Annotated in this window: 23 protein-coding genes and 1 tRNA gene; 13 read left to right on the forward strand and 11 right to left on the reverse strand. The window is 58.4% G+C overall.

Features of this window, described 5'->3' with window-relative positions:
- Positions 1-38: 38 nt before the first annotated feature.
- From KQI82_RS08365 to KQI82_RS08380, 4 genes are read right to left on the reverse strand one after another with little or no spacing between them, the layout of a single operon-like run.
- Positions 39-1484, reverse strand: coding sequence for an oxaloacetate decarboxylase subunit alpha (locus KQI82_RS08365; RefSeq protein WP_216632343.1), 1446 nt, complete (start codon positions 1482-1484; stop codon positions 39-41).
- 12 nt (positions 1485-1496) lie between these two features.
- A complete protein-coding gene (locus tag KQI82_RS08370; protein ID WP_216632344.1) occupies positions 1497-2678 on the reverse strand; it encodes a sodium ion-translocating decarboxylase subunit beta in 1182 nt (393 codons plus the stop codon).
- A 24-nt stretch (positions 2679-2702) separates the two neighbouring features.
- The gene (locus KQI82_RS08375; protein WP_216632345.1) at positions 2703-3080 is read right to left on the reverse strand and encodes an acyl-CoA carboxylase biotin carboxyl carrier protein subunit; all 378 of its coding nucleotides are present in this window, start codon (positions 3078-3080) and stop codon (positions 2703-2705) included.
- Positions 3081-3099: 19 nt separating this feature from the next.
- Positions 3100-3384, reverse strand: a complete 285-nt coding sequence (locus KQI82_RS08380) for an OadG family transporter subunit (RefSeq protein WP_216632346.1) — start codon at positions 3382-3384, stop codon at positions 3100-3102.
- A 230-nt stretch (positions 3385-3614) separates the two neighbouring features.
- Here KQI82_RS08380 and sfsA point away from each other — a divergent pair, with 230 nt between their 5' ends.
- From sfsA to KQI82_RS08395, 3 genes are read left to right on the forward strand one after another with little or no spacing between them, the layout of a single operon-like run.
- Positions 3615-4289, forward strand: a complete 675-nt coding sequence (gene sfsA / locus KQI82_RS08385; protein WP_216632347.1) for a DNA/RNA nuclease SfsA — start codon at positions 3615-3617, stop codon at positions 4287-4289.
- A 49-nt stretch (positions 4290-4338) separates the two neighbouring features.
- A complete protein-coding gene (locus KQI82_RS08390) occupies positions 4339-4878 on the forward strand; it encodes a manganese efflux pump MntP (RefSeq protein ID WP_216633671.1) in 540 nt (179 codons plus the stop codon).
- Positions 4879-4932: 54 nt separating this feature from the next.
- Entirely contained in the window at positions 4933-5895 is a 963-nt protein-coding gene (locus KQI82_RS08395) for a Na/Pi cotransporter family protein (protein ID WP_216632348.1), read from the forward strand.
- A gap of 31 nt (positions 5896-5926) precedes the next feature.
- Here the strand turns inward: KQI82_RS08395 and nrdG are convergent, their stop codons facing one another.
- From nrdG to KQI82_RS08420, 5 genes are all read right to left on the reverse strand, one after another.
- Positions 5927-6415: an anaerobic ribonucleoside-triphosphate reductase activating protein gene (gene nrdG, locus KQI82_RS08400; protein ID WP_216632349.1), complete on the reverse strand. Its 489-nt coding sequence runs from the start codon at positions 6413-6415 to the stop codon at positions 5927-5929.
- A 14-nt stretch (positions 6416-6429) separates the two neighbouring features.
- Complete coding sequence (locus KQI82_RS08405; RefSeq protein WP_216632350.1) at positions 6430-8766, reverse strand: anaerobic ribonucleoside triphosphate reductase; 2337 nt, start codon at positions 8764-8766, stop codon at positions 6430-6432.
- A gap of 204 nt (positions 8767-8970) precedes the next feature.
- Complete coding sequence (locus KQI82_RS08410) at positions 8971-9150, reverse strand: hypothetical protein (protein ID WP_216632351.1); 180 nt, start codon at positions 9148-9150, stop codon at positions 8971-8973.
- A gap of 84 nt (positions 9151-9234) precedes the next feature.
- Positions 9235-10308, reverse strand: a complete 1074-nt coding sequence (locus KQI82_RS08415) for an S-layer homology domain-containing protein (RefSeq protein WP_216632352.1) — start codon at positions 10306-10308, stop codon at positions 9235-9237.
- Positions 10309-10322: 14 nt separating this feature from the next.
- On the reverse strand, positions 10323-10952 hold the full coding sequence (locus KQI82_RS08420; protein ID WP_216632353.1) for a redox-sensing transcriptional repressor Rex: 630 nt from the start codon (positions 10950-10952) through the stop codon (positions 10323-10325).
- 179 nt (positions 10953-11131) lie between these two features.
- On the opposite strand from KQI82_RS08420, the gene KQI82_RS08425 reads away from it, so the two are divergent.
- From KQI82_RS08425 to KQI82_RS08440, 5 genes are all read left to right on the forward strand, one after another.
- A tRNA-Arg gene (locus KQI82_RS08425) sits at positions 11132-11208 on the forward strand.
- A gap of 333 nt (positions 11209-11541) precedes the next feature.
- Positions 11542-11832 carry a helix-turn-helix domain-containing protein gene (locus KQI82_RS08430; protein ID WP_216632354.1) on the forward strand — a complete coding sequence of 97 codons (291 nt, stop codon included), beginning with the start codon at positions 11542-11544 and terminating at the stop codon, positions 11830-11832.
- 87 nt (positions 11833-11919) lie between these two features.
- Positions 11920-12054, forward strand: a complete 135-nt coding sequence (locus tag KQI82_RS15770; RefSeq protein WP_277602912.1) for a hypothetical protein — start codon at positions 11920-11922, stop codon at positions 12052-12054.
- 80 nt (positions 12055-12134) lie between these two features.
- A complete protein-coding gene (locus tag KQI82_RS08435; protein WP_216632355.1) occupies positions 12135-12404 on the forward strand; it encodes a helix-turn-helix transcriptional regulator in 270 nt (89 codons plus the stop codon).
- Positions 12388-12747 (forward strand): sporulation initiation factor Spo0A C-terminal domain-containing protein, encoded by a 360-nt coding sequence (locus KQI82_RS08440; RefSeq protein ID WP_338148964.1) that lies wholly within the window; start codon positions 12388-12390, stop codon positions 12745-12747. The genes KQI82_RS08435 and KQI82_RS08440 overlap by 17 nt, the downstream gene beginning before the upstream one ends.
- Before the next feature lie 114 nt (positions 12748-12861).
- On the opposite strand, the gene KQI82_RS08445 is transcribed toward KQI82_RS08440, so the two are convergent.
- Together KQI82_RS08445 and KQI82_RS08450 are read right to left on the reverse strand one after the other, a co-directional pair.
- Positions 12862-13017: a hypothetical protein gene (locus KQI82_RS08445; RefSeq protein WP_187331904.1), complete on the reverse strand. Its 156-nt coding sequence runs from the start codon at positions 13015-13017 to the stop codon at positions 12862-12864.
- A 33-nt stretch (positions 13018-13050) separates the two neighbouring features.
- A complete protein-coding gene (locus tag KQI82_RS08450) occupies positions 13051-13221 on the reverse strand; it encodes a hypothetical protein (RefSeq protein WP_216632356.1) in 171 nt (56 codons plus the stop codon).
- A gap of 123 nt (positions 13222-13344) precedes the next feature.
- On the opposite strand from KQI82_RS08450, the gene KQI82_RS08455 reads away from it, so the two are divergent.
- The 5 genes from KQI82_RS08455 to KQI82_RS08475 all read left to right on the forward strand — a co-directional run bounded on the left by KQI82_RS08455 (position 13345) and on the right by KQI82_RS08475 (position 17544).
- Positions 13345-13662, forward strand: coding sequence for a YlcI/YnfO family protein (locus tag KQI82_RS08455; RefSeq protein ID WP_216632357.1), 318 nt, complete (start codon positions 13345-13347; stop codon positions 13660-13662).
- A gap of 125 nt (positions 13663-13787) precedes the next feature.
- Complete coding sequence (locus KQI82_RS08460; RefSeq protein ID WP_216632358.1) at positions 13788-14444, forward strand: response regulator transcription factor; 657 nt, start codon at positions 13788-13790, stop codon at positions 14442-14444.
- Position 14445: 1 nt separating this feature from the next.
- The gene (locus KQI82_RS08465) at positions 14446-15852 is read left to right on the forward strand and encodes a sensor histidine kinase (RefSeq protein ID WP_216632359.1); all 1407 of its coding nucleotides are present in this window, start codon (positions 14446-14448) and stop codon (positions 15850-15852) included.
- Entirely contained in the window at positions 15849-16619 is a 771-nt protein-coding gene (locus KQI82_RS08470; protein ID WP_216632360.1) for a hypothetical protein, read from the forward strand. Before KQI82_RS08465 ends, KQI82_RS08470 begins: the two co-directional genes overlap by 4 nt.
- A gap of 82 nt (positions 16620-16701) precedes the next feature.
- A complete protein-coding gene (locus tag KQI82_RS08475; protein WP_241426666.1) occupies positions 16702-17544 on the forward strand; it encodes a M15 family metallopeptidase in 843 nt (280 codons plus the stop codon).
- Positions 17545-17552: the final 8 nt, after the last annotated feature.

The following is a 17552-nucleotide window of genomic DNA, read 5'->3' on the forward strand; positions in this document are numbered from 1 at the left end:
TACCATCCTCGTTTTCTAGTCAACGCGCTGAAAGTGAATCAGCAGCTGCAATCCTCCACATACAGCTCGCGGACCGCGTTGGGATCTGCGGCGGCAGCGGGGGGGGCCACAGGCTCCTCCTTGTGGGGATTGTCCCGGTAATCCAGGAATTTGGGAGCGACCTGGGGGAACAGGGCCAAGCTGAGGATGTCCTCCTCACTCTTGGCGATGTCCTTATACTCCGCACGATACTTCTCCAACTCAGGCTCCAGAAGATCGGCAGGCCGGCAGGTAATCACGTCCTCAGGAGCGATGCCCGCTTTGGCGCGGACCTCCTCATTGATCTCACCGGGCAGCTTGCCGTACTCGCCGCGGAGCATGGCCTTGGACTCCTTGGGGAAAGTCTTGTAGCGCTGGCCGGTGATGACGTTCATGACAGCCTGGGTGCCCACGATCTGTGAGGAGGGGGTCACCAGGGGAGGATAACCGAAATCTTTGCGGACCCGGGGAATTTCGGCCAGGACGTCGTAATACTGATCCTCTTTCCCAGCCTGCTTCAGCTGGGAGATCAGGTTGCTGAGCATACCGCCGGGAACCTGATAGAGCAGCGTGTTGGTGTCCACATGGAGAACCTTGGGATCCAAAGAGCCCTCAGCCTGCAGCCGGTCGGCCACCTTGCGGAAATGCTTGGCGGCTTCGCTCATCTTGCCAAGGTCCAAGCCGGTATCCCGGGGAGTACCCTTCAGCGTGGCCACCAGAGACTCTGTAGCCGGCTGAGAGGTGCCGTTGGCCATGGGGGACAGAGCGGTATCCACAATGTCCACGCCGGCCATGGCGGCCATCAGATAGACCATATCGCCGGTGCCGGTGGTGTTGTGGGTGTGCAGGTGAATGGGAACGGAGACCGTTTCCTTCAGATGCTTTACAAGGGAGTAGGCGTCCATGGGCAGGAGCAGATTGGCCATGTCCTTGACGCAAATGGCGTCGGCGCCCATTTCCTCCAGCTCCTTTGCCAGCTTGACAAAGTACTCCTCACTGTGGATGGGGGAGATGGTATAGGAGAGGGTGGCTTCCACCTGGCCACCGTATTTCTTGGTGGACTTGATGGCCTGCTCCAGGTTGCGGATGTCGTTGAGGGCATCGAAGATGCGGATGATGTCAATGCCGTTTTCAATGGACTTGCGGCAGAAGGCGTCGACCACATCGTCGGCATAGTGCTTGTAGCCAAGGATGTTCTGGCCGCGGAAGAGCATCTGCAGCTTGGTGTTGGGAAGGGCCTTGCGCAGGGCGCGCAGGCGCTCCCAGGGGTCCTCGTTGAGGAAGCGCATGCAGCTGTCAAACGTTGCGCCGCCCCAGCACTCCAGGGAGTAGTAGCCGATGCTGTCCAACACCTCACAGGCAGGCAGCATATCCTCCAGCCGCATTCTGGTGGCGGCCTGGGACTGATGCGCGTCGCGGAGAATGGTGTCGGTGATCAGCAGGGGCTTGTTGCTTAAAAATTCCATGTTGTCCTCCTATTAGCCGAACAGTGCCATCAGCACGCCGGCTGCAATTGCGGAACCGATCACGCCGGCCACGTTGGGGCCCATGGCGTGCATCAGCAGGAAGTTGGCAGGATTGGCCTTCTGGCCCTCCACCTGGGAGACACGAGCGGCCATCGGCACGGCGGAGACGCCGGCGGAACCGATCAGGGGATTGATTTTCTCCTTCAGGAACAGGTTCATGAACTTGGCCAGCAGAAGTCCGCCTGCGGTGCCGCAGCCGAAGGCCACAACGCCCATGGCCATGATCAACAGTGTCTTGCCGGCCAGGAAGGTGCTGGCGGTGGCGGTGGCGCCCACGGATATGCCCAGGAAAATGGTGACGATGTTGATGAGCTCATTCTGGACGGTCTTGCTCAGGCGATCCACAACGCCGGCTTCCTTGAAGAGGTTGCCCAACATCAAGCAGGCAATCAGAGGAGCGGCGGAAGGCACCAGCAGGGCCACGAACACAGTGACGACGATGGGGAAGATGATCTTTTCCTTCTTGGAGACCACTCGCAGGGGCTTCATGACGATCTCGCGTTCCTCCTTGGTGGTCAGCGCACGCATGATGGGGGGCTGGATCACAGGCACCAGGGCCATGTAGGAGTAGGCGGCCACGGCGATGGGGCCCAACAGCTGGGGAGCTAACTTGGTGGTGACGAAGATGGCGGTGGGGCCGTCGGCGCCGCCGATGATGCCGATGGAGGCGGCCTCAGCCGGGGTAAACTGGCCGGACAGGTTGCAGCCCACGAAGGTCATGAAAATGCCCAACTGTGCGGCAGCGCCCAGAAGCAGGCTCTTGGGGTTGGCGATCAGGGGGCCGAAGTCAGTCATGGCGCCCACGCCCATGAAGATCAGGCAGGGGTAGATGCCAAGCTTGACGCCTAAGTACAGATAGTCGATCAGGCCCTTGGTCACTGCCGGATCACCGAAGGCGGCCCAGTCCACATGGCCGCCGGCAAAAAGGGCCTCATGGTACATGTCCGCGCCGGGGAGATTGGTGATGAGCATGCCGAACGCGATGGTCACAAGCAGCATGGGCTCAAACTTTTTCACCACTGCAAGATACATCAGAACGAAGGAGACGACGATCATGATCAGGCATTTCCAGTTGTCACCCACACCGAACTGGTAAAAGCCCGTCTGTTGAATAAAATTCAGAATTGCTTCCATTTTTCTTACTCCTGTCTCAAGACTTTACTGAATGACACACAGCAGCGTACCGGATTCCACAGTGGCGCCCTTGGTGGTATTCACGGAGGCGATGGTGCCGTCGCAGGGGCACATGATCTCGTTTTCCATCTTCATAGCCTCAAGGATCATCAGAACCTGGCCCTTTTTCACCGCGTCGCCGGCAGCGACATTGATGGAGAGGATGGTGCCGGGCATGGGGCTTGCCACCTTTTCGCCATTGGCGGGAGCGGCGGCAGGAGCAGCAGGCGCGGCAGCGGGAGCGGCCGGCGCGGGAGCGGCAACAGGCGCAGCAGCAGGAGCAGCGGTGGGGGCGGAACCGGAGATGTCTTCAAGGGTGATTTCATAGGCGGTTCCGTTGACATTGACTTTGTACTTCTTCATGTTCTTCTTCTCCTATTACTTAAAGTTTTTTCATAGACAGAATGCGGATAGCGGAGATATCGGTGCCCAATTCGTCCGCCACGGCAGCGGAAATCGCGGCAATCATCTCCTGCCGATTCGGAATGGACGCTTCGGCGGGTACGGGGGCGGATGCGGCAGCGGCAGGCGCTGCGGCCGCAGGGACTTTCGATGCCTTTGCTCCGCATGCCTTGCTCATGAGAGTGGCCAGAACAATGATGCAAATCAGACCGAAAAATACGGTTCCGATTCCCAGCAGGCATACGAACACATTGGAATACGCCATGACTGATCCTCCTTAATGCCAATTTGAATTCATTGTAACAAAATTGTGAACGAAATACAATGACTTCCGTGACATAATTTTTTAATGTGCTGACAAAATTGTGTTAATTTTTTGTGTGAAACATACAAATAACGGGGGAAAGCTTGCAAAAATTATGCTTTCCTCTTGGAGAAAACCGTGATAAAATGACACTGTTCTTGCACTCTGTATGGGTAGAAAGGCGGGGTAAAATGCAGTATCGGGATGTCAAACGCGCCCGTTTTCTGGAGCGGCCGAACCGGTTCATCGCCTATGTGGACCTGGAGGGCAGGCGCCAGATCTGCCATGTGAAAAATACAGGCCGCTGCCGGGAACTGCTTCTCCCCGGCGCGGAGGTCTTTTTGGAAATAGCGGAGAATCCCAACCGGAAGACACCCTATGACCTGATTGCGGTACGCAAGGGAGGACGGCTCATCAACATGGACTCCCAGGCGCCCAACCATGTCTTTGGGGAGTGGGCGGCGGACCACTGGCCCGGAGTGCGGGAGATTCACCCGGAGTACACCTATGGGCATTCCCGGTTCGATTTCCGCATAGACACAGAACAGGGGACCGAATTTGTGGAGGTCAAGGGCGTCACACTGGAAGAGGGCGGATTCGCCCGGTTTCCGGACGCGCCCACGGAGCGGGGCGTCAAGCACATTGAGGAGCTGCAGCGGGCGGCGGAGGCGGGATACGGCGCCACGCTGTTTTTTGTGGTGCAGATGGAGGGCATCCATGCTGTGGCGCCCAACGACGACACCCATCCGGCATTTGGAGAGGCGCTGCGCCAGGCATCCCGGAATGGCGTCCGGGTACTGGCATATGACTGCCTGATTTCCCCGGACCGCCTGGAGCTCCACTCCAGCGTGCCGGTGATTCTATAGACAGAGAGGAGAAAGACGTTTGGGAGCTCTGGAATTGTTTCTGATTGGCATGGGCCTTTCCATGGATGCCTTTGCGGTGGCGGTGTGCAAAGGACTTTGTATGAAGACGGTGAACCTGAGGCACACCGCTGCCATTGCGCTGTTTTTTGGCGGGTTTCAGGCGCTGATGCCCTTTTTGGGCTGGTGGCTTGGGTCCCAGTTTTCCAGTTATATTGTCTCCGTTGACCACTGGGTGGCATTTTTGCTGCTGGGGTTTATCGGCGGGAAGATGGTGAAGGAGAGCTTTGGGGGAGGAGAAGAGGTGTCGTGTGAGACAGATCAGCGGCTGGATTACAAAGAGCTTCTGATCCTGGCCGTGGCCACCAGCATTGACGCGCTGGCCGTGGGCATCACCTTTGCCTTTTTGGACGTTACCATTGGAACAGCCGTCTCCATCATCGGACTGACCACCTTTGTGCTGTCCTTTGCGGGTGTATTTGTGGGGAATGTCTTCGGCACCCGGTACAAGCAGCGGGCGGAGCTGGCCGGCGGTGTGATTTTGATCCTCATCGGGGTGAAGATCCTGGCAGAACACCTGGGGCTTATCTGAGGAAGGTCTTTTCCGATTCCAGGGCGCATATCCTGAGTCCCATGGAGGGACTGTATGGAGGTGCTGACCGGGATTTTATGCGCTTTGGCGCTGTTTCTCTTTGGCATGTCGCTGCTGGGGGAAAGCCTGCAGGCGATGTTTGAGAAGGGAGGGGCTTTACATACGCTGCCCAAACGGGGCGGCTTTCTGCTTGGAGCTGGGGTGACCGCACTGCTCCAATCCTCTTCCGCCACCACGGTGCTGGCGGTTTCGCTCTGTGACTCCGGGCTACTGTCCTTTTCCCAGGCTTCCGCGGCCATTGCCGGAGCCAATGTGGGGACGACCTCCACGGCCTGGCTTTTGTGTCTGGGGTGGAGTGTGCCGGATGGAGAACAGGTGGTGCTGGCCCTGCTGGCTGTGGCCGGACTGGGGCTGTATCTTGCCAGCGGGCACAGGACGGCTGGGGCGGCGCTGACAGGGCTTTTTTTGCTGCTCAGCGGAATGCGGAGCCTGGTGGCCGCCGCCGCGCCGATAGGGGACACGGCGCTTTTCCTGCGATTGGCTTCTCTGGCGGAGCATCCGGCTGCGGGATTTTTGGCGGGCGCGGCCTTCACCGGTGTGCTTCAAAGCTCCAGCGTCAGCGTGGGCATGCTTCAGGCGCTGGCCGCCGGCGGGACGCTGCGGCGGGCGGCTGCGGTGCCGCTGCTGTTGGGAATCAATGTGGGGACCTGCTCCACCACACTGCTCTCTGCCCTGAGCTGCGGCGGAGCGGGCCGGAGGGCCGCGGCGTTCCATCTGCGGTTCAATCTGGTGGGCGCTGTACTCTGGACGCCCCTGTGCCTCCTGCGGGGCCTGCTGGCCGCGCCGGTGACGCCGGTGGAGATCGCTGTCTTCCACACGCTTTTCAACCTGACTGCCTCGGCGGTCGTGCTGCCCACAGCGGGGACCTGTCACAAGTTCCATCCGGACGGATCACAGTTCCCGGCGGGCCGAAAAAAGGGAAGAGCGGTCCAAGGGGTCAAATCAAAAGCCGAGTGAAGATTCACTCGGCTTTTTTATAGATTGGGCCCTATGGCCGGAGGAGAACCGTCTGACCGGTCGCCAGACTCTGGGGAACGGAGATCAGGCGCTGGTTGCGGCTGCCCCGCCAGGGGAGGGACAAGGTCCTCTGCTCCAGAAGGAAGGGGCCGTCTACCAGCACGTCAAGCTCCCGCAGAAGGGCCTGCTGGGCCGGTGTGCCCCGGAGCAGCTGCTCGTAGGTGAAGCCGGAGTAGCTCCACACATTCAGGCCGTTTTCATGGGCGACCCGGGCCAGCATCAAACACTCCTCCGGCTGCTCGAAAGGCTCTCCCCCAGAGAGGGTCAGCCCGTCGGTCAGGGGGTTGGACAGCATCCGACTCACCAACTCCTCCACCGGGTGCTCCGACCCGCCTGCGGGGTCGTGGGTTTCGGGGTTGTGACAGCCGGGGCATCGGCGGCCGCAGCCCTGGACGAACACGGTGAATCGAAAGCCCGGCCCGTCCACAATGGAGTCCTGTACCGTGGCGGCAATACGCATTCCGATCCCGCCTTTCAGCGCTGCGTCAGGGAGTGATTCACCCGGTCCCGGACCTCCGCCCGCTTGGCGTCGTTGAACCGGTCCAGGGTGCCCACCAGGTATCCGGTGATGCGGCGGATCCGCTCAAACCCCATGTCGCCCTCGTCCTCCCGGCGGCCGCAGCCCGGACACTCGTCGTTGATGATGCCGTTGTAGCCGCACAGGGGGTCCCGGTCCACCGGGTGGTTGATGGAGCCGTAGCCGATGCCCTGCTCCTTCATGCAGCGGATGACCTTTTCAAATGCCTCCAGATTCTGCACCGGATCGCCGTCCAACTCGACGTAGCTGATGTGTCCGGCGTTGGTCAGGGCGTGGTAAGGCGCCTCCAACTGGATTTTCCGGAAGGCGGAGATGGGGTAGTAGACAGGGATGTGGAAGCTGTTGGTGTAGTAGTCCCGGTCGGTGACGCCGGGGAGAATGCCGAAGCGCTGCTTGTCAATCTTCACAAACCGACCCGAAAGGCCTTCGGCCGGTGTGGCCAGCAGCGTGAAATTCAGTCCCCGTTTCCGGGACTCCTCGTCCATTCTGGAGCGCATATGGGCCACAATCTCAAGGCCCAGCCGCTCCGAGCGTTCGTCCTCCCCATGGTGATGGCCGGTGAGTGCCACCAATGTCTCCGCCAGGCCGATAAAGCCAACGGACAGCGTGCCGTGGCGGAGCACCTCCCGCACCTCGTCGTTCCAGCCCAGCCGCTCCGAGTCCAGCCAAACGCCCTGGCCCATCAAAAAGGGGTAGTTGCGCACATGTTTGCGGCACTGGATCTCAAATCGCTCTATCAGCTGTTCCACGCAAAGGTCCAGCATCCGGTCTAAAGAGTCGAAAAAGACTTCGATGTCGCCCTTTGCCCGGATGCCCAGGCGGGGCAGGTTGATGGTGGTAAAGCTCAGGTTGCCACGGCGGTTGCAGATTTCCCGGGACGGGTCATAGATGTTGCCGATGACCCGGGTGCGGCAGCCCATGTAGGCAATCTCCGTCTCAGGATGGCCGGGCTTGTAGTACCGGAGGTTGAAGGGAGCGTCCAAAAAGCTGAAATTGGGGAAGAGCCTCTTGGCGCTGCATCGCATGGCCAGCTGGAAGAGATCGTAGTTGGGGTCGCCGGGATTGTAGTTGACTCCCTCCTTGACCCGGAAGATATGGATGGGGAAGATGGGCGTTTCCCCGCCGCCAAGGCCCGCCTCCGTGGCCAGCAGCAGCTTTTCCATCACCAGCCGCCCCTCCGGAGAGGTGTCGCAGCCGTAGTTGATGGAGGAGAAGGGCACCTGGGCGCCGGCCCGGGAATGCATGGTGTTCAGGTTGTGGAGCAGGGCCTCCATGGCCTGATAGGTGGCCCGCTCCGTCTCCTGCACGGCCTGGCGGCAGGCAAAGGACTGATACCGCTCAGCCTGGCCCTCTTCAAGGTGGAAGCGCTCCATGAGGACGGGCCGCTCTGCCTGCTGATAGGCGCCGCAGTCCGACAGGGCGGGCCGCAGCCCCGACTGCTCGTTGATCTCATTTTGCAGCTCACGCAGCGCATCGTCGCAGCCCTCCACACCACATTCCAGACTCAGCGCCCGACACAGGTTCTGGCGGTAGGCGCGCCGAAAGGTTTTTGCAACGCCCATGGCCATGCCGTAGTCAAAGTCGCAGATGGACTGACCGCCGTGCTGGTCGTTTTGATTGGACTGGATGGCGATGCAGGCCAGGGCAGCATAGGAGGAGATGTCGTTGGGCTCCCGCAGTGTGCCGCTGCCGGTGCAGAAGCCGCCGGAGAACAATCTGCGGATGTCGATCTGGGTGCAGGTGGTGGTGAGGGTGTAAAAATCCAGATCGTGGATGTGGATGTCGCCTTCCCGGTGGGCCTTGGCGTGCTCCGGCTTCATGACGAACATCTGGTAGAACTGCTTGGCGCCCTCGCTGCCGTATTTAAGCATGGAGCCCATTGCGGTGTCGCCGTCGATGTTGGCATTTTCCCGCTTGATGTCGCTGTCAATGGCATCGGCATAGGTGATGTCCTCGTATATTTTCATCAGGCGGGTGTTCATCTCCCGGGCGCGGCTGCGCTCATTGCGGTAGAGTATATAGGCCTTGGCGGTCTGGATATAGCCGTTGTCCATCAGCACCCGCTCCACCAGGTCCTGAATGTGCTCCACCTCCGGTTCTTCGATCCCCTCCACCTCCAGGATGGAGGTTACCTCGGCGGCCAGCTGCCGGGCGGCCTCCGTCTGGCCCGGCTTATAGGTGGCATCAAAGGCCTTGGCAATGGCTCTTGCGATCTTTTCCTGGTCAAACTCTGCCATGCGGCCGTCGCGCTTTCGGATTTTTGTAATGGTCATGTCAGGAATGCCCTCATTTCTCTTACCATATCTTGTGGAATATTTTGATGTGCGTTTCAGAAAGTTACTATTTATCGTATCACCGGCAGGTTGGGCTGTCAATATGGAGCCTGTCGCCGCCCGGCAGGGACCGGGTGCGGCGGAGCACACAGCAAAGCTCCCGCGCCGCAAGGCGCGGGAGCCCGTTATGAAAGTGAAATACCCTTAGCAGCAGGCGGGACCGTTGTTGCAGCCGCAGCCGTTGTTGCAGCCGCAGCCACTGTTGCAGCCGCAGCCACAGCCACCCCAGCTGTTGCCGCCGCCACAGCAGCAGCAAATGATGATCAACAGAATGATGATCCAGCAGCAGCTGTTGCCGCCGCCAAAGAAGCCCTGATTACACATACCGGGAACCTCCTATGAAATGTTTGACCGGTGAACCGGTCTCAACTCATAGTATGCTGCCGTGGGAAAAGGGTGCACGGCGGTTTAAAAGATTCGGCTGCCGGTTATCATGGCTCTGGCGGAGAGAAGTTCATCGGAGGTAAAGACGCCGCTGTCCATCAGCTTTTGCACTAAGGTTCCGGAGCCGCCGCTCAAAGCGGCATCCAAGGCGTAATAGGAGACATACACCAGTTGGGCCCGGAGGAACGTGTCTGACTGGAGCATGGCCGCTTCGGCATCGGTGAGGACACCGGCGCTGCGGGCCGTTGCCATTGTGGCCGAGAGGTCTGTGTTGGCAGAGGAGCTGTATCCCAGGGCGCGCAGTAAAAACTCCATGTACTGATTGGCGGAGATGGCCTGATCCGGCTTAAAAAGCGTGGCGGTGAAACCGTTGGTATAGCCCCTCGAATAGGCATAGGAGACATAGTGCTCCGACAAAGAGCCCTTGGCGATGTCGGTGAAGGGAATGGGGCCGGTATAGGAAAGGGCCTCCTCTTCCTCGCCCAATACGCGGATAAACATGATGAGGGCCTGAATGCGGGTAGGCGCCATCTCAAGGTCAAAGCCGGAACCATAGCCGGTATAGCTTCCTTTAAATAGATGCAGGGCTTTTAAAGCCGAAGCAATGGCATTGTAATCCACGGAGTCGGAGAGGGTGAACCGGCAGGGCCCCTCATAGTGCACCACCGCGGTCTTGGACGTGACGGTAAAGGAAGCCGTGGTATCCTCCGCCACCAAATATCTGTGGTTGGCCGTCAGAGCCGTGCCGCTGGGAACCTCTTTGCCGGTGGTGATGTCCACCACGGCGCCGGACGGGAAGGTGACTTTCATAGAGCCGGCTAACAGCAGGCAGTCCGTGCCGGTGCTGCCGCCCAACACGTCCCCTTCCTTCAGGCGGATTTCCTGTGTGGATGCGGCGTAGGCGCCTCCGTCGGCACTTGTCTGGCCGGACGCATTCAGCCGGGCATCCACTGCGCTGTTGACCTTGTCGGTAAAGGCACCGTTGAGATAGGAGAGGGAGACCAGCGGATCGGAGCTGTCTCCTCCGCTGGCCAGTGCTGCCAAAATACAGCAGGCCGCGGCCAGAAAGGCAATGGGCCCCAGTGCTCTTTTGTTCATAGGACTCCTTCCGTTTACGGATTGACGATCCGGTAGCTGAGCGTCAGCAAACTGTCGGAAAAGTGGATGTTCTCGATCTTGACTTCCGGGTTGGAGGAGACAAGCTCTAAGTTGGTAAAATTCCAGAACCCGCGGATACCAAGGGCTGTCAGGCGGTCCGCCAAATCCTGGGCAATGGATTTGGGCACGGTGAGGGAGACCACGTCCACCTTATGGGCGCGGATATAGTCCTCCAACTCGTCCATATGATAAATATGTACGCCGTTGATGTCCGTTCCGATGATGGAGGGCGCAATATCAAAGGCCGCATCCACGGTGAAGCCGCACTGGGAGAACCGAAAATTCTGGAGCAGGGCGTGACCTAAGTTGCCCACGCCGATCATAATCAGATGATGGCTCTGGTCCACGCCCAGGATGTGTCCGATTTCGGAGCGCAATTCCTCCACATTGTAGCCGTATCCCTGCTGGCCGAACTCACCGAAACAGCTGAAATCCTGCCGGATCTGAGAGGCAGTGATCCCCATCTTCACACCCAGGGAATGCGAGGAGATGCGAATGACACCTTTGTTGCACAGATCGTTCAGATGTCTGTAATACCTGGGAAGGCGCCGGATCACGGCGTCGGATATGTTCTGCTTTTTCATATGATTACTCCTACCTGCGTCTGGTAAAAAGATGCACAAATTGACAACATTGCAATAAAGTAAATTTCCGTATTCAGTTTATCGCAAAAGGAGCAAGTTTGTCAAATTTTTTAACAATCTTTTTTTGAAAAATTTTTCTTTACAGATTTGGTTTTATGTGCTATCCTTTACAAAGATGCGCGCCCGTAGCTCAGTTGGATAGAGCGTTAGACTCCGACTCTAAAGGCCGCTGGTTCGAATCCAGTCGGGCGTACCATATCAGAAATACCCGGTGGACGCAGAGTTTCATAAAGAGGAACTCTGCGTCCACCGGGTATTTTGCCAGGATGACCCATACCTGGCCCTTGAAGAGGAGGCTTCAAGGGCCAGGTTTTTTTATTGAAGTACATATAAAAAAAAGTGTACAGATGACCTCTCCTCTATTTTTGTCAAACGCTTCACCATCGTATACGGTTCTGCTGTTTCAAAACCTCAGAGGGTCTGTGTTTGAAAATATTTTAGTATTTGCAGAGCATTCGCGCAATTTCGTGTTTTTTCTGTGTTAATGTCAAAAAAATGCAGGACATTCCCACAGAAAGGATGAGGAAACATGAAGATTTTTACGTATCACGGGATGAAAAACGTCTCGGGGTCCCGCGTCCGGAAGGCAAGAAGAGCGCTGAAGCTGTCGCAGACGGAGCTGGCGGCACAGCTTCAGATCCGTGGAGTCAGCCTTGAGCGGGATACCATCAGCCGGATGGAGATGGGGGACCGGATCATAGCGGATTACGAGCTGCGCACTCTGGCGGAAATACTGAAAGTGGACGTGGCGTGGCTGCTTGATGCGGAAGGTGAGGAAGAGATGGTGAGCCGGGCCGCAGAGGGACGGGGCGCCTATTGACCGTCAAGCAGCAGGGAGAGGATATGTCGATAGAGCGCTGTTTGAAAACGGAGGAACGAAACCGCGGGATAAGAAAAGAGGGGTAGTATGTCAAAGGATGAAAAGAACATGAAGAAGTATTGTAAGAAAGTGAGCGGGCGCGGTTCAGGCAGAGCGTTTGAAAAGCAAATGGCCCTTGGCAGTGTATTGCGGGGGAATAAAGTTTACGTATTTGACTGTTGACTGAGGTGTACCTCATAGCGGCGTGACCCGGCATTAGGTAAAATTTTCCTATATTCTGTCGAATTGGGGAGGTTTTGCTGATGCGTCAATACAAAACACTGCTTCAGGTATTTCTCCGCAACTCGATCTATGCCTTCCGCAAGGAGATGGGATACAGCCAGGAGCGCATGGCGGAGCTTCTGCATATCTCACCCCGCTCGTACATCGACCAGGAGCATGGCAAGTACAGCTTCTCCGCACTCTCGGTGATCTTTTTTCTGATAACGATACCGGAGGAAAGGGTGCTGTCTCTGCTGCGCGCATTCAGGAAGCTTTTGCAGGAGGAGGGGGAGCGTGGAGACGTGGCGTGATGGGGAGAAGCTGCTTTCGGAAATATATGATCTGCTGTACCGGATGGGGCTGACAGCGAACTACACCGGTTTTTTCCGGATCTCCTACGCGATCTACCTATCGGTGGAGAATCCGCAGCGGCTGGCGCTTGTGACAAAGTGGCTGTACCCGGAGGTGGCCAGGCATTACGGGACGACGTGGCAGGCGGTGGAACGGAACATCCGGTCCGCGATTGCCATCATATGGAACCAGAAAACGCCGATTTTGACGGAGCTCTTTGGAGCGCCGCTGCCGGCCAAGCCCCGTAATGCCCAGTTCCTTGCCCTTGTGGCCGGACACTTTTCCCTTTCCCCTGTCGCATAACCGACCGAAAAGGACTACAGGACTGCGTTGAAATCAGATAAGGGAGAAGGCCCCCGGGGAATTTTCCCCGGGGGGAGCGGCAAATCCGCTTTGGAATTGAGAGAAGCCGTCCCGTTATGGGGCGGCTTCCGCTTCTTCCACGATCTGCTCCAGAACCGCAATGAGATCATGGAGATTGTTCAGATGGACGTCGCGGGAGAGGATTTCATTTTTGAGATCAATGGACAGCGACTCCAGCTTGGGCCGGAGCACCGGATTGACATAGGACATTCAGATCACCTCTGTTCATGGTATGGGAAGCGGTTATTGTTTGGATTCCGGTTCCTCTGTGCTGAGGCTGTGCTTCAAATGTTCACCGATCATGGTCAGCTCTCCCGGGGAGCAGATGTCGGCGCCTGATCGGTTGATGAAGGAGCGCACCTGCACGGGCAGAGAGTTGAAGTACTCCTCCATCTTTGGGTCCTGATATTTCATGGAATCACCCTTGCTTAGCTTTTCCCGCGGTCGGGCGCTTTATGATGCATTGCAAATGCAATGCATCATAAAGATGTCGGATGTAGTAAAATCATGGAAAAGAGATTGCAAAGGATGGGGAAGATGGCACCTTTCAAAATTCCAAAACTGCCTGCAACAACCAATAAAACAATTCGCTTTCCGGATGACGTGATCGAGGAGGTCGAGGCCGCAATTGCCGGAAAAGAATGTACCTTTTCCGCCTTTGTCATTGCAGCGGTCAGGAACGTGCTGGACAACGAATATCGAAAGCCGTATGTGGTACTATTCAATGACGTCACAGATGCCATACAGGAGTTGGACCAGAGAAATGTTGCCGGGGCGAGGGCGCTGCTGATGCGGGCCCAGCAGCAGGCGGAGGCGGCCTTTGTGGAGTTTGGAGAGGGAAAAAGTGAATCGTGAGGGGAAATCCTCCTGCGGGAAACGCCGCGGGAGGGTTTTCCTTTTTGGCTCAGGTGTGGTACAGTAGGGAAATGATACAAAAATGATGGAACGTTGACGCAAACTGTAGAAAAGAGGTGAGTGCGTTGAATCGAATCCTGATCGCGGAGGACGAGGCCCCCATTGCCAACCTGGTGCGCACGGCGCTGGAGGAGGCGGGATATTCTTGCCGCTGGGCGCCGGACGGGGACGCCGCTGCGGACCTAATGGAAAAAGAACTGTTTGACCTGGTGCTGTTAGATATCATGCTGCCCAGGGTGAACGGATATGAGCTGTTGGAGTACTCTCAGGAACTGGATGTGCCGGTGATCTTCCTCACCGCCAAGGGCGAGCTTCAGGACAGGGTGAAGGGGCTGCGCATGGGGGCGGAGGACTATATCACCAAACCCTTTGAGCTGATGGAACTGCTGGCCCGGGTGGAGACGGTGCTGCGCCGCTGCGGCAAGAGCGGACGGGTGATCTCCCTGATGCCGGACATTGAGATCGATACCGCCTCCCGGGTGGTGAAAAAGAATGGGGCGGCGGTGGCACTGACTGTAAAGGAGTATGACTTGCTGCTGCTCTTTTGCCAAAACCGGAACGTGGCCCTGTATCGGGACCGGATTTACGAGCGGGTCTGGGGCGAGGAGTACCTGGGGGACAGCCGCACGGTGGACCTGCACATCCAGCGTCTGCGCAGAAAATTGGGACTGGAGGACCGGCTGGTGGCGGTCTATAAAGTGGGGTACAGGCTGGAGGTGTGACATGCGGCTGTTCTGGAAACTCTTTTGCTCCACGGTGCTCATCACCGTCCTGGCCTGTAGTTTGGGCGGTTATTTTCTCATTGACTCCTTTTTCCGCTCCTCATTGGAGAGGGAGGTGACGGCGGTGTATGAGGAAAACGATCTGCTGCGCTACACCTTGGGGCGGGAGATGGACCTGTACTTCCCCTCCGTCACCAAGGAGGACGTGGCCACGGCCGCCTCCCGGCTGACCATCACCACCTCTCGGGGGACCGTGGCCTTCCGTCTCAGCGACCAGGACGGGAACCAGCTCTCCGGCAGCGGGACGCTGCCCATGGACTCCGCCATGACCGCAAAACTGGAGGACGGCCAGCGGGGCTGGGAGCTGAGGCGGGGCTGGGGCAGCTACTATATCCACGCCGCAAGCCCCCTGGCCATCGGCGGCGGGACGCTCTACCTTGAAAACTGCCGGAAGGTGGGGGAGCTGTTTCTCACCCGTGAGGAGCAGTACAGGACTTTTTTCTACCTGATGCTGGGCTTGGTGGCGGCGGTGGGGCTGGTCTCATTGTCGGTGTCCGTGGTGATGCTGCGCCCCCTGGGGCGGCTGTCGGCGGCCACAAAGCGGATGGCGGCGGGCGAGCTTTCCGAGCGGGTGGCCGTGAAAGGCGACGACGAGCTCTCACAGCTCTCCGCTGACTTCAATGTGATGGCGGCCCGGCTGGAGGCCCAGGTGGAGGAGCTGAAAGCGGCGGCCCGGCGGCAGGAGGACTTCCTCAACAGCTTTGCCCACGAAACAAAGACGCCCCTGACCTCCATCATCGGCTATGCGGACCTGCTGCGCTCCCGCCCTGCCTCGCCGGAGCAGGTGCGCCAGAGCGCAAGCTATATTTTCAATGAAGGGCGGCGGATGGAGTCGCTGTCCCGGAAGCTGATGGACCTGATCGTGCTGGAAAAGCAGGACTTTGTCCTCCGGGAATCACCCATGGACGCCTTTTTGGAGCGGGTGGGCGGCGTGCTGCGGCCGGCGCTGGAGAAGCAGGGCATCCGTCTGCGCCTCCGCGCTAAGGCCGCCCTTGTGCCCATTGAGCCGGATTTGATGGAGACGGTTTGTCTCAATCTGCTGGACAACGCCCGCAAGGCCATCTCCGGCCCCGGACTCATCCTGTTGGAAGGCATTGAGGAGGAGGGAGGCTACTGTATCCGGGTGACGGATACGGGAAAGGGCATTCCCCCCGAGGACCTGAGCCGTGTCACCGAGGCCTTTTATATGGTGGATAAGTCCCGGGCCCGTGCCCAGGGCGGCGCGGGAATGGGGCTTGCGGTGTGCCGGAAGATCGTGGCGCTCCACGGCGGGGCCATGGAGTTTCGCAGCATAGTGGGCCAGGGTACTCAGGTACGCGTCCACCTGAAAGGGGGCGGCGGGGCGTGATCAGATGGAAACGGTGGCTGCTGCCTGTGCTCTCCGGTGCCGCGGTGCTGGCCTCCCTCTGTCTGCCACAGTGGGTCTCGGGAATCCGGGACCGGGAGCTGATGGGCACGGTGCACGCCGAGGTCATGGACGCCAGACAGAACCTGCCCGTTTTGCCGTCCACTTTGCAGGAGAAGATGGAGCTGCTCTTCGACAGCTATGGAACGCTGGCGGAGGGGGAAATCGGAACGGTGGAGCAGGAATTGGGAAACTCAGAGGAGCTGCAGGCATGGCTCGGGGAGCTGGCCGGCAGTACGCTGGAGCAGCTGTCCAACGTTCATCTCCTGCCCAAGGAGGCCATCACCGAAGAACTGCCCAAAATCGATGGAATCAGAAAGGTGTGCCGCAGGATGGGGGATGGCGCCAGCGCAAGCTTTGTCCACATCTGGTCCGTGGGCGGGGACGGGTTTTACTTCTCCGGCGTGTTGGATGAGGAGAGCGGCCTGGTGCTTCAGGCGGAGCTCAACGTACCCTATCTCCCCAAATACGACTCCTACCTCTCTGAAGCGGTGGACGGCGGGATTCAGTACTTCCTTGGAATGGGGATAGAGGCGGAGCTCATCGGGGAGGGCGACGGCTCGGCCCTGTTCGCGGTGGACGGCACGGATGAGCTGGTCTATTCCTTTGATATAAGGGGCGACTGGCTGAGTTTCGGACCCGTGGGCCACAGAGGGGACTTTGTGGTTCAGCGCTGGCCCGCCGGCGCAGAAGCAAAGACAGTCAATTGATGCCAATTTGATACAAAAATGTGACGAAAATGACGACTTGATATCGTATCATAGGTATACACCAAAGAAGGAGAGTGTATCCATGGCTGAGAACAGAATGATGCGATATGAAGAAGAGATTCCAGATCGGGAGTACTTTGTCGCGCCCCGGCACGCACGGCGCCGGCGCCGCGTCTCTTGGAAGCTGTTGCTGCTGTGCGCGGTGCTGTTTTTAAGCGGACTCCTGCTTGGAAGGGCACTGGCGGCGGAAGTGGATATGGAAGGCGGATACCGTGCGGGAGGGACATCCGCCGGGGCGGGTCCGGTGCAGGCTATCGCGCCGGTGGCGGAGCAGAAGAAGGACACGGAGGAGTGGCAGCTGCTGCTGGTCAACAGGGATCACCTGCTGAGCGAGGACTACAAGATTCATGAGATGACCAAACTGCGCGGCGGTCACAGCGTGGACAGCCGCATCTATCCGGACCTTCAGAAGATGATGGACGACGCAAGAGCGGAGGGCCTCCAGCCCCTGATCTGCTCGTCCTACCGCACATGGGACAAGCAGGAGGAGCTCTTTCAAAGAAAGGTGAGCTATTACCTCCGGCAGGGCTGTGACCGGCAGGAGGCGGAGGAGAAGGCCTCCGCCTGGGTGGCGCGCCCCGGGACCAGTGAGCATCAGGCGGGATTGGCGGTGGACATCGTGGATGTTGCCTATCAGGTACTGGATGAACAGCAGGAGCAGACCGAGGTGCAGCAGTGGCTGATGGAGCACTGCGCGGAGTACGGCTTTATCCTCCGCTACCCCACGGACAAAAGCGAGCTGACCGGCGTCTCCTATGAGCCGTGGCATTACCGATATGTGGGGAAGGAGGCTGCCCGCGAACTCACGGAGCAGGGCCTCTGTCTGGAGGAGTACTTAAGCGGGCAATCAGTAGTATTGTTTTAAAACCGAAC

The organism is Dysosmobacter acutus (assembly GCF_018919205.1).
Lineage (GTDB): Bacteria > Bacillota > Clostridia > Oscillospirales > Oscillospiraceae > Oscillibacter > Oscillibacter acutus.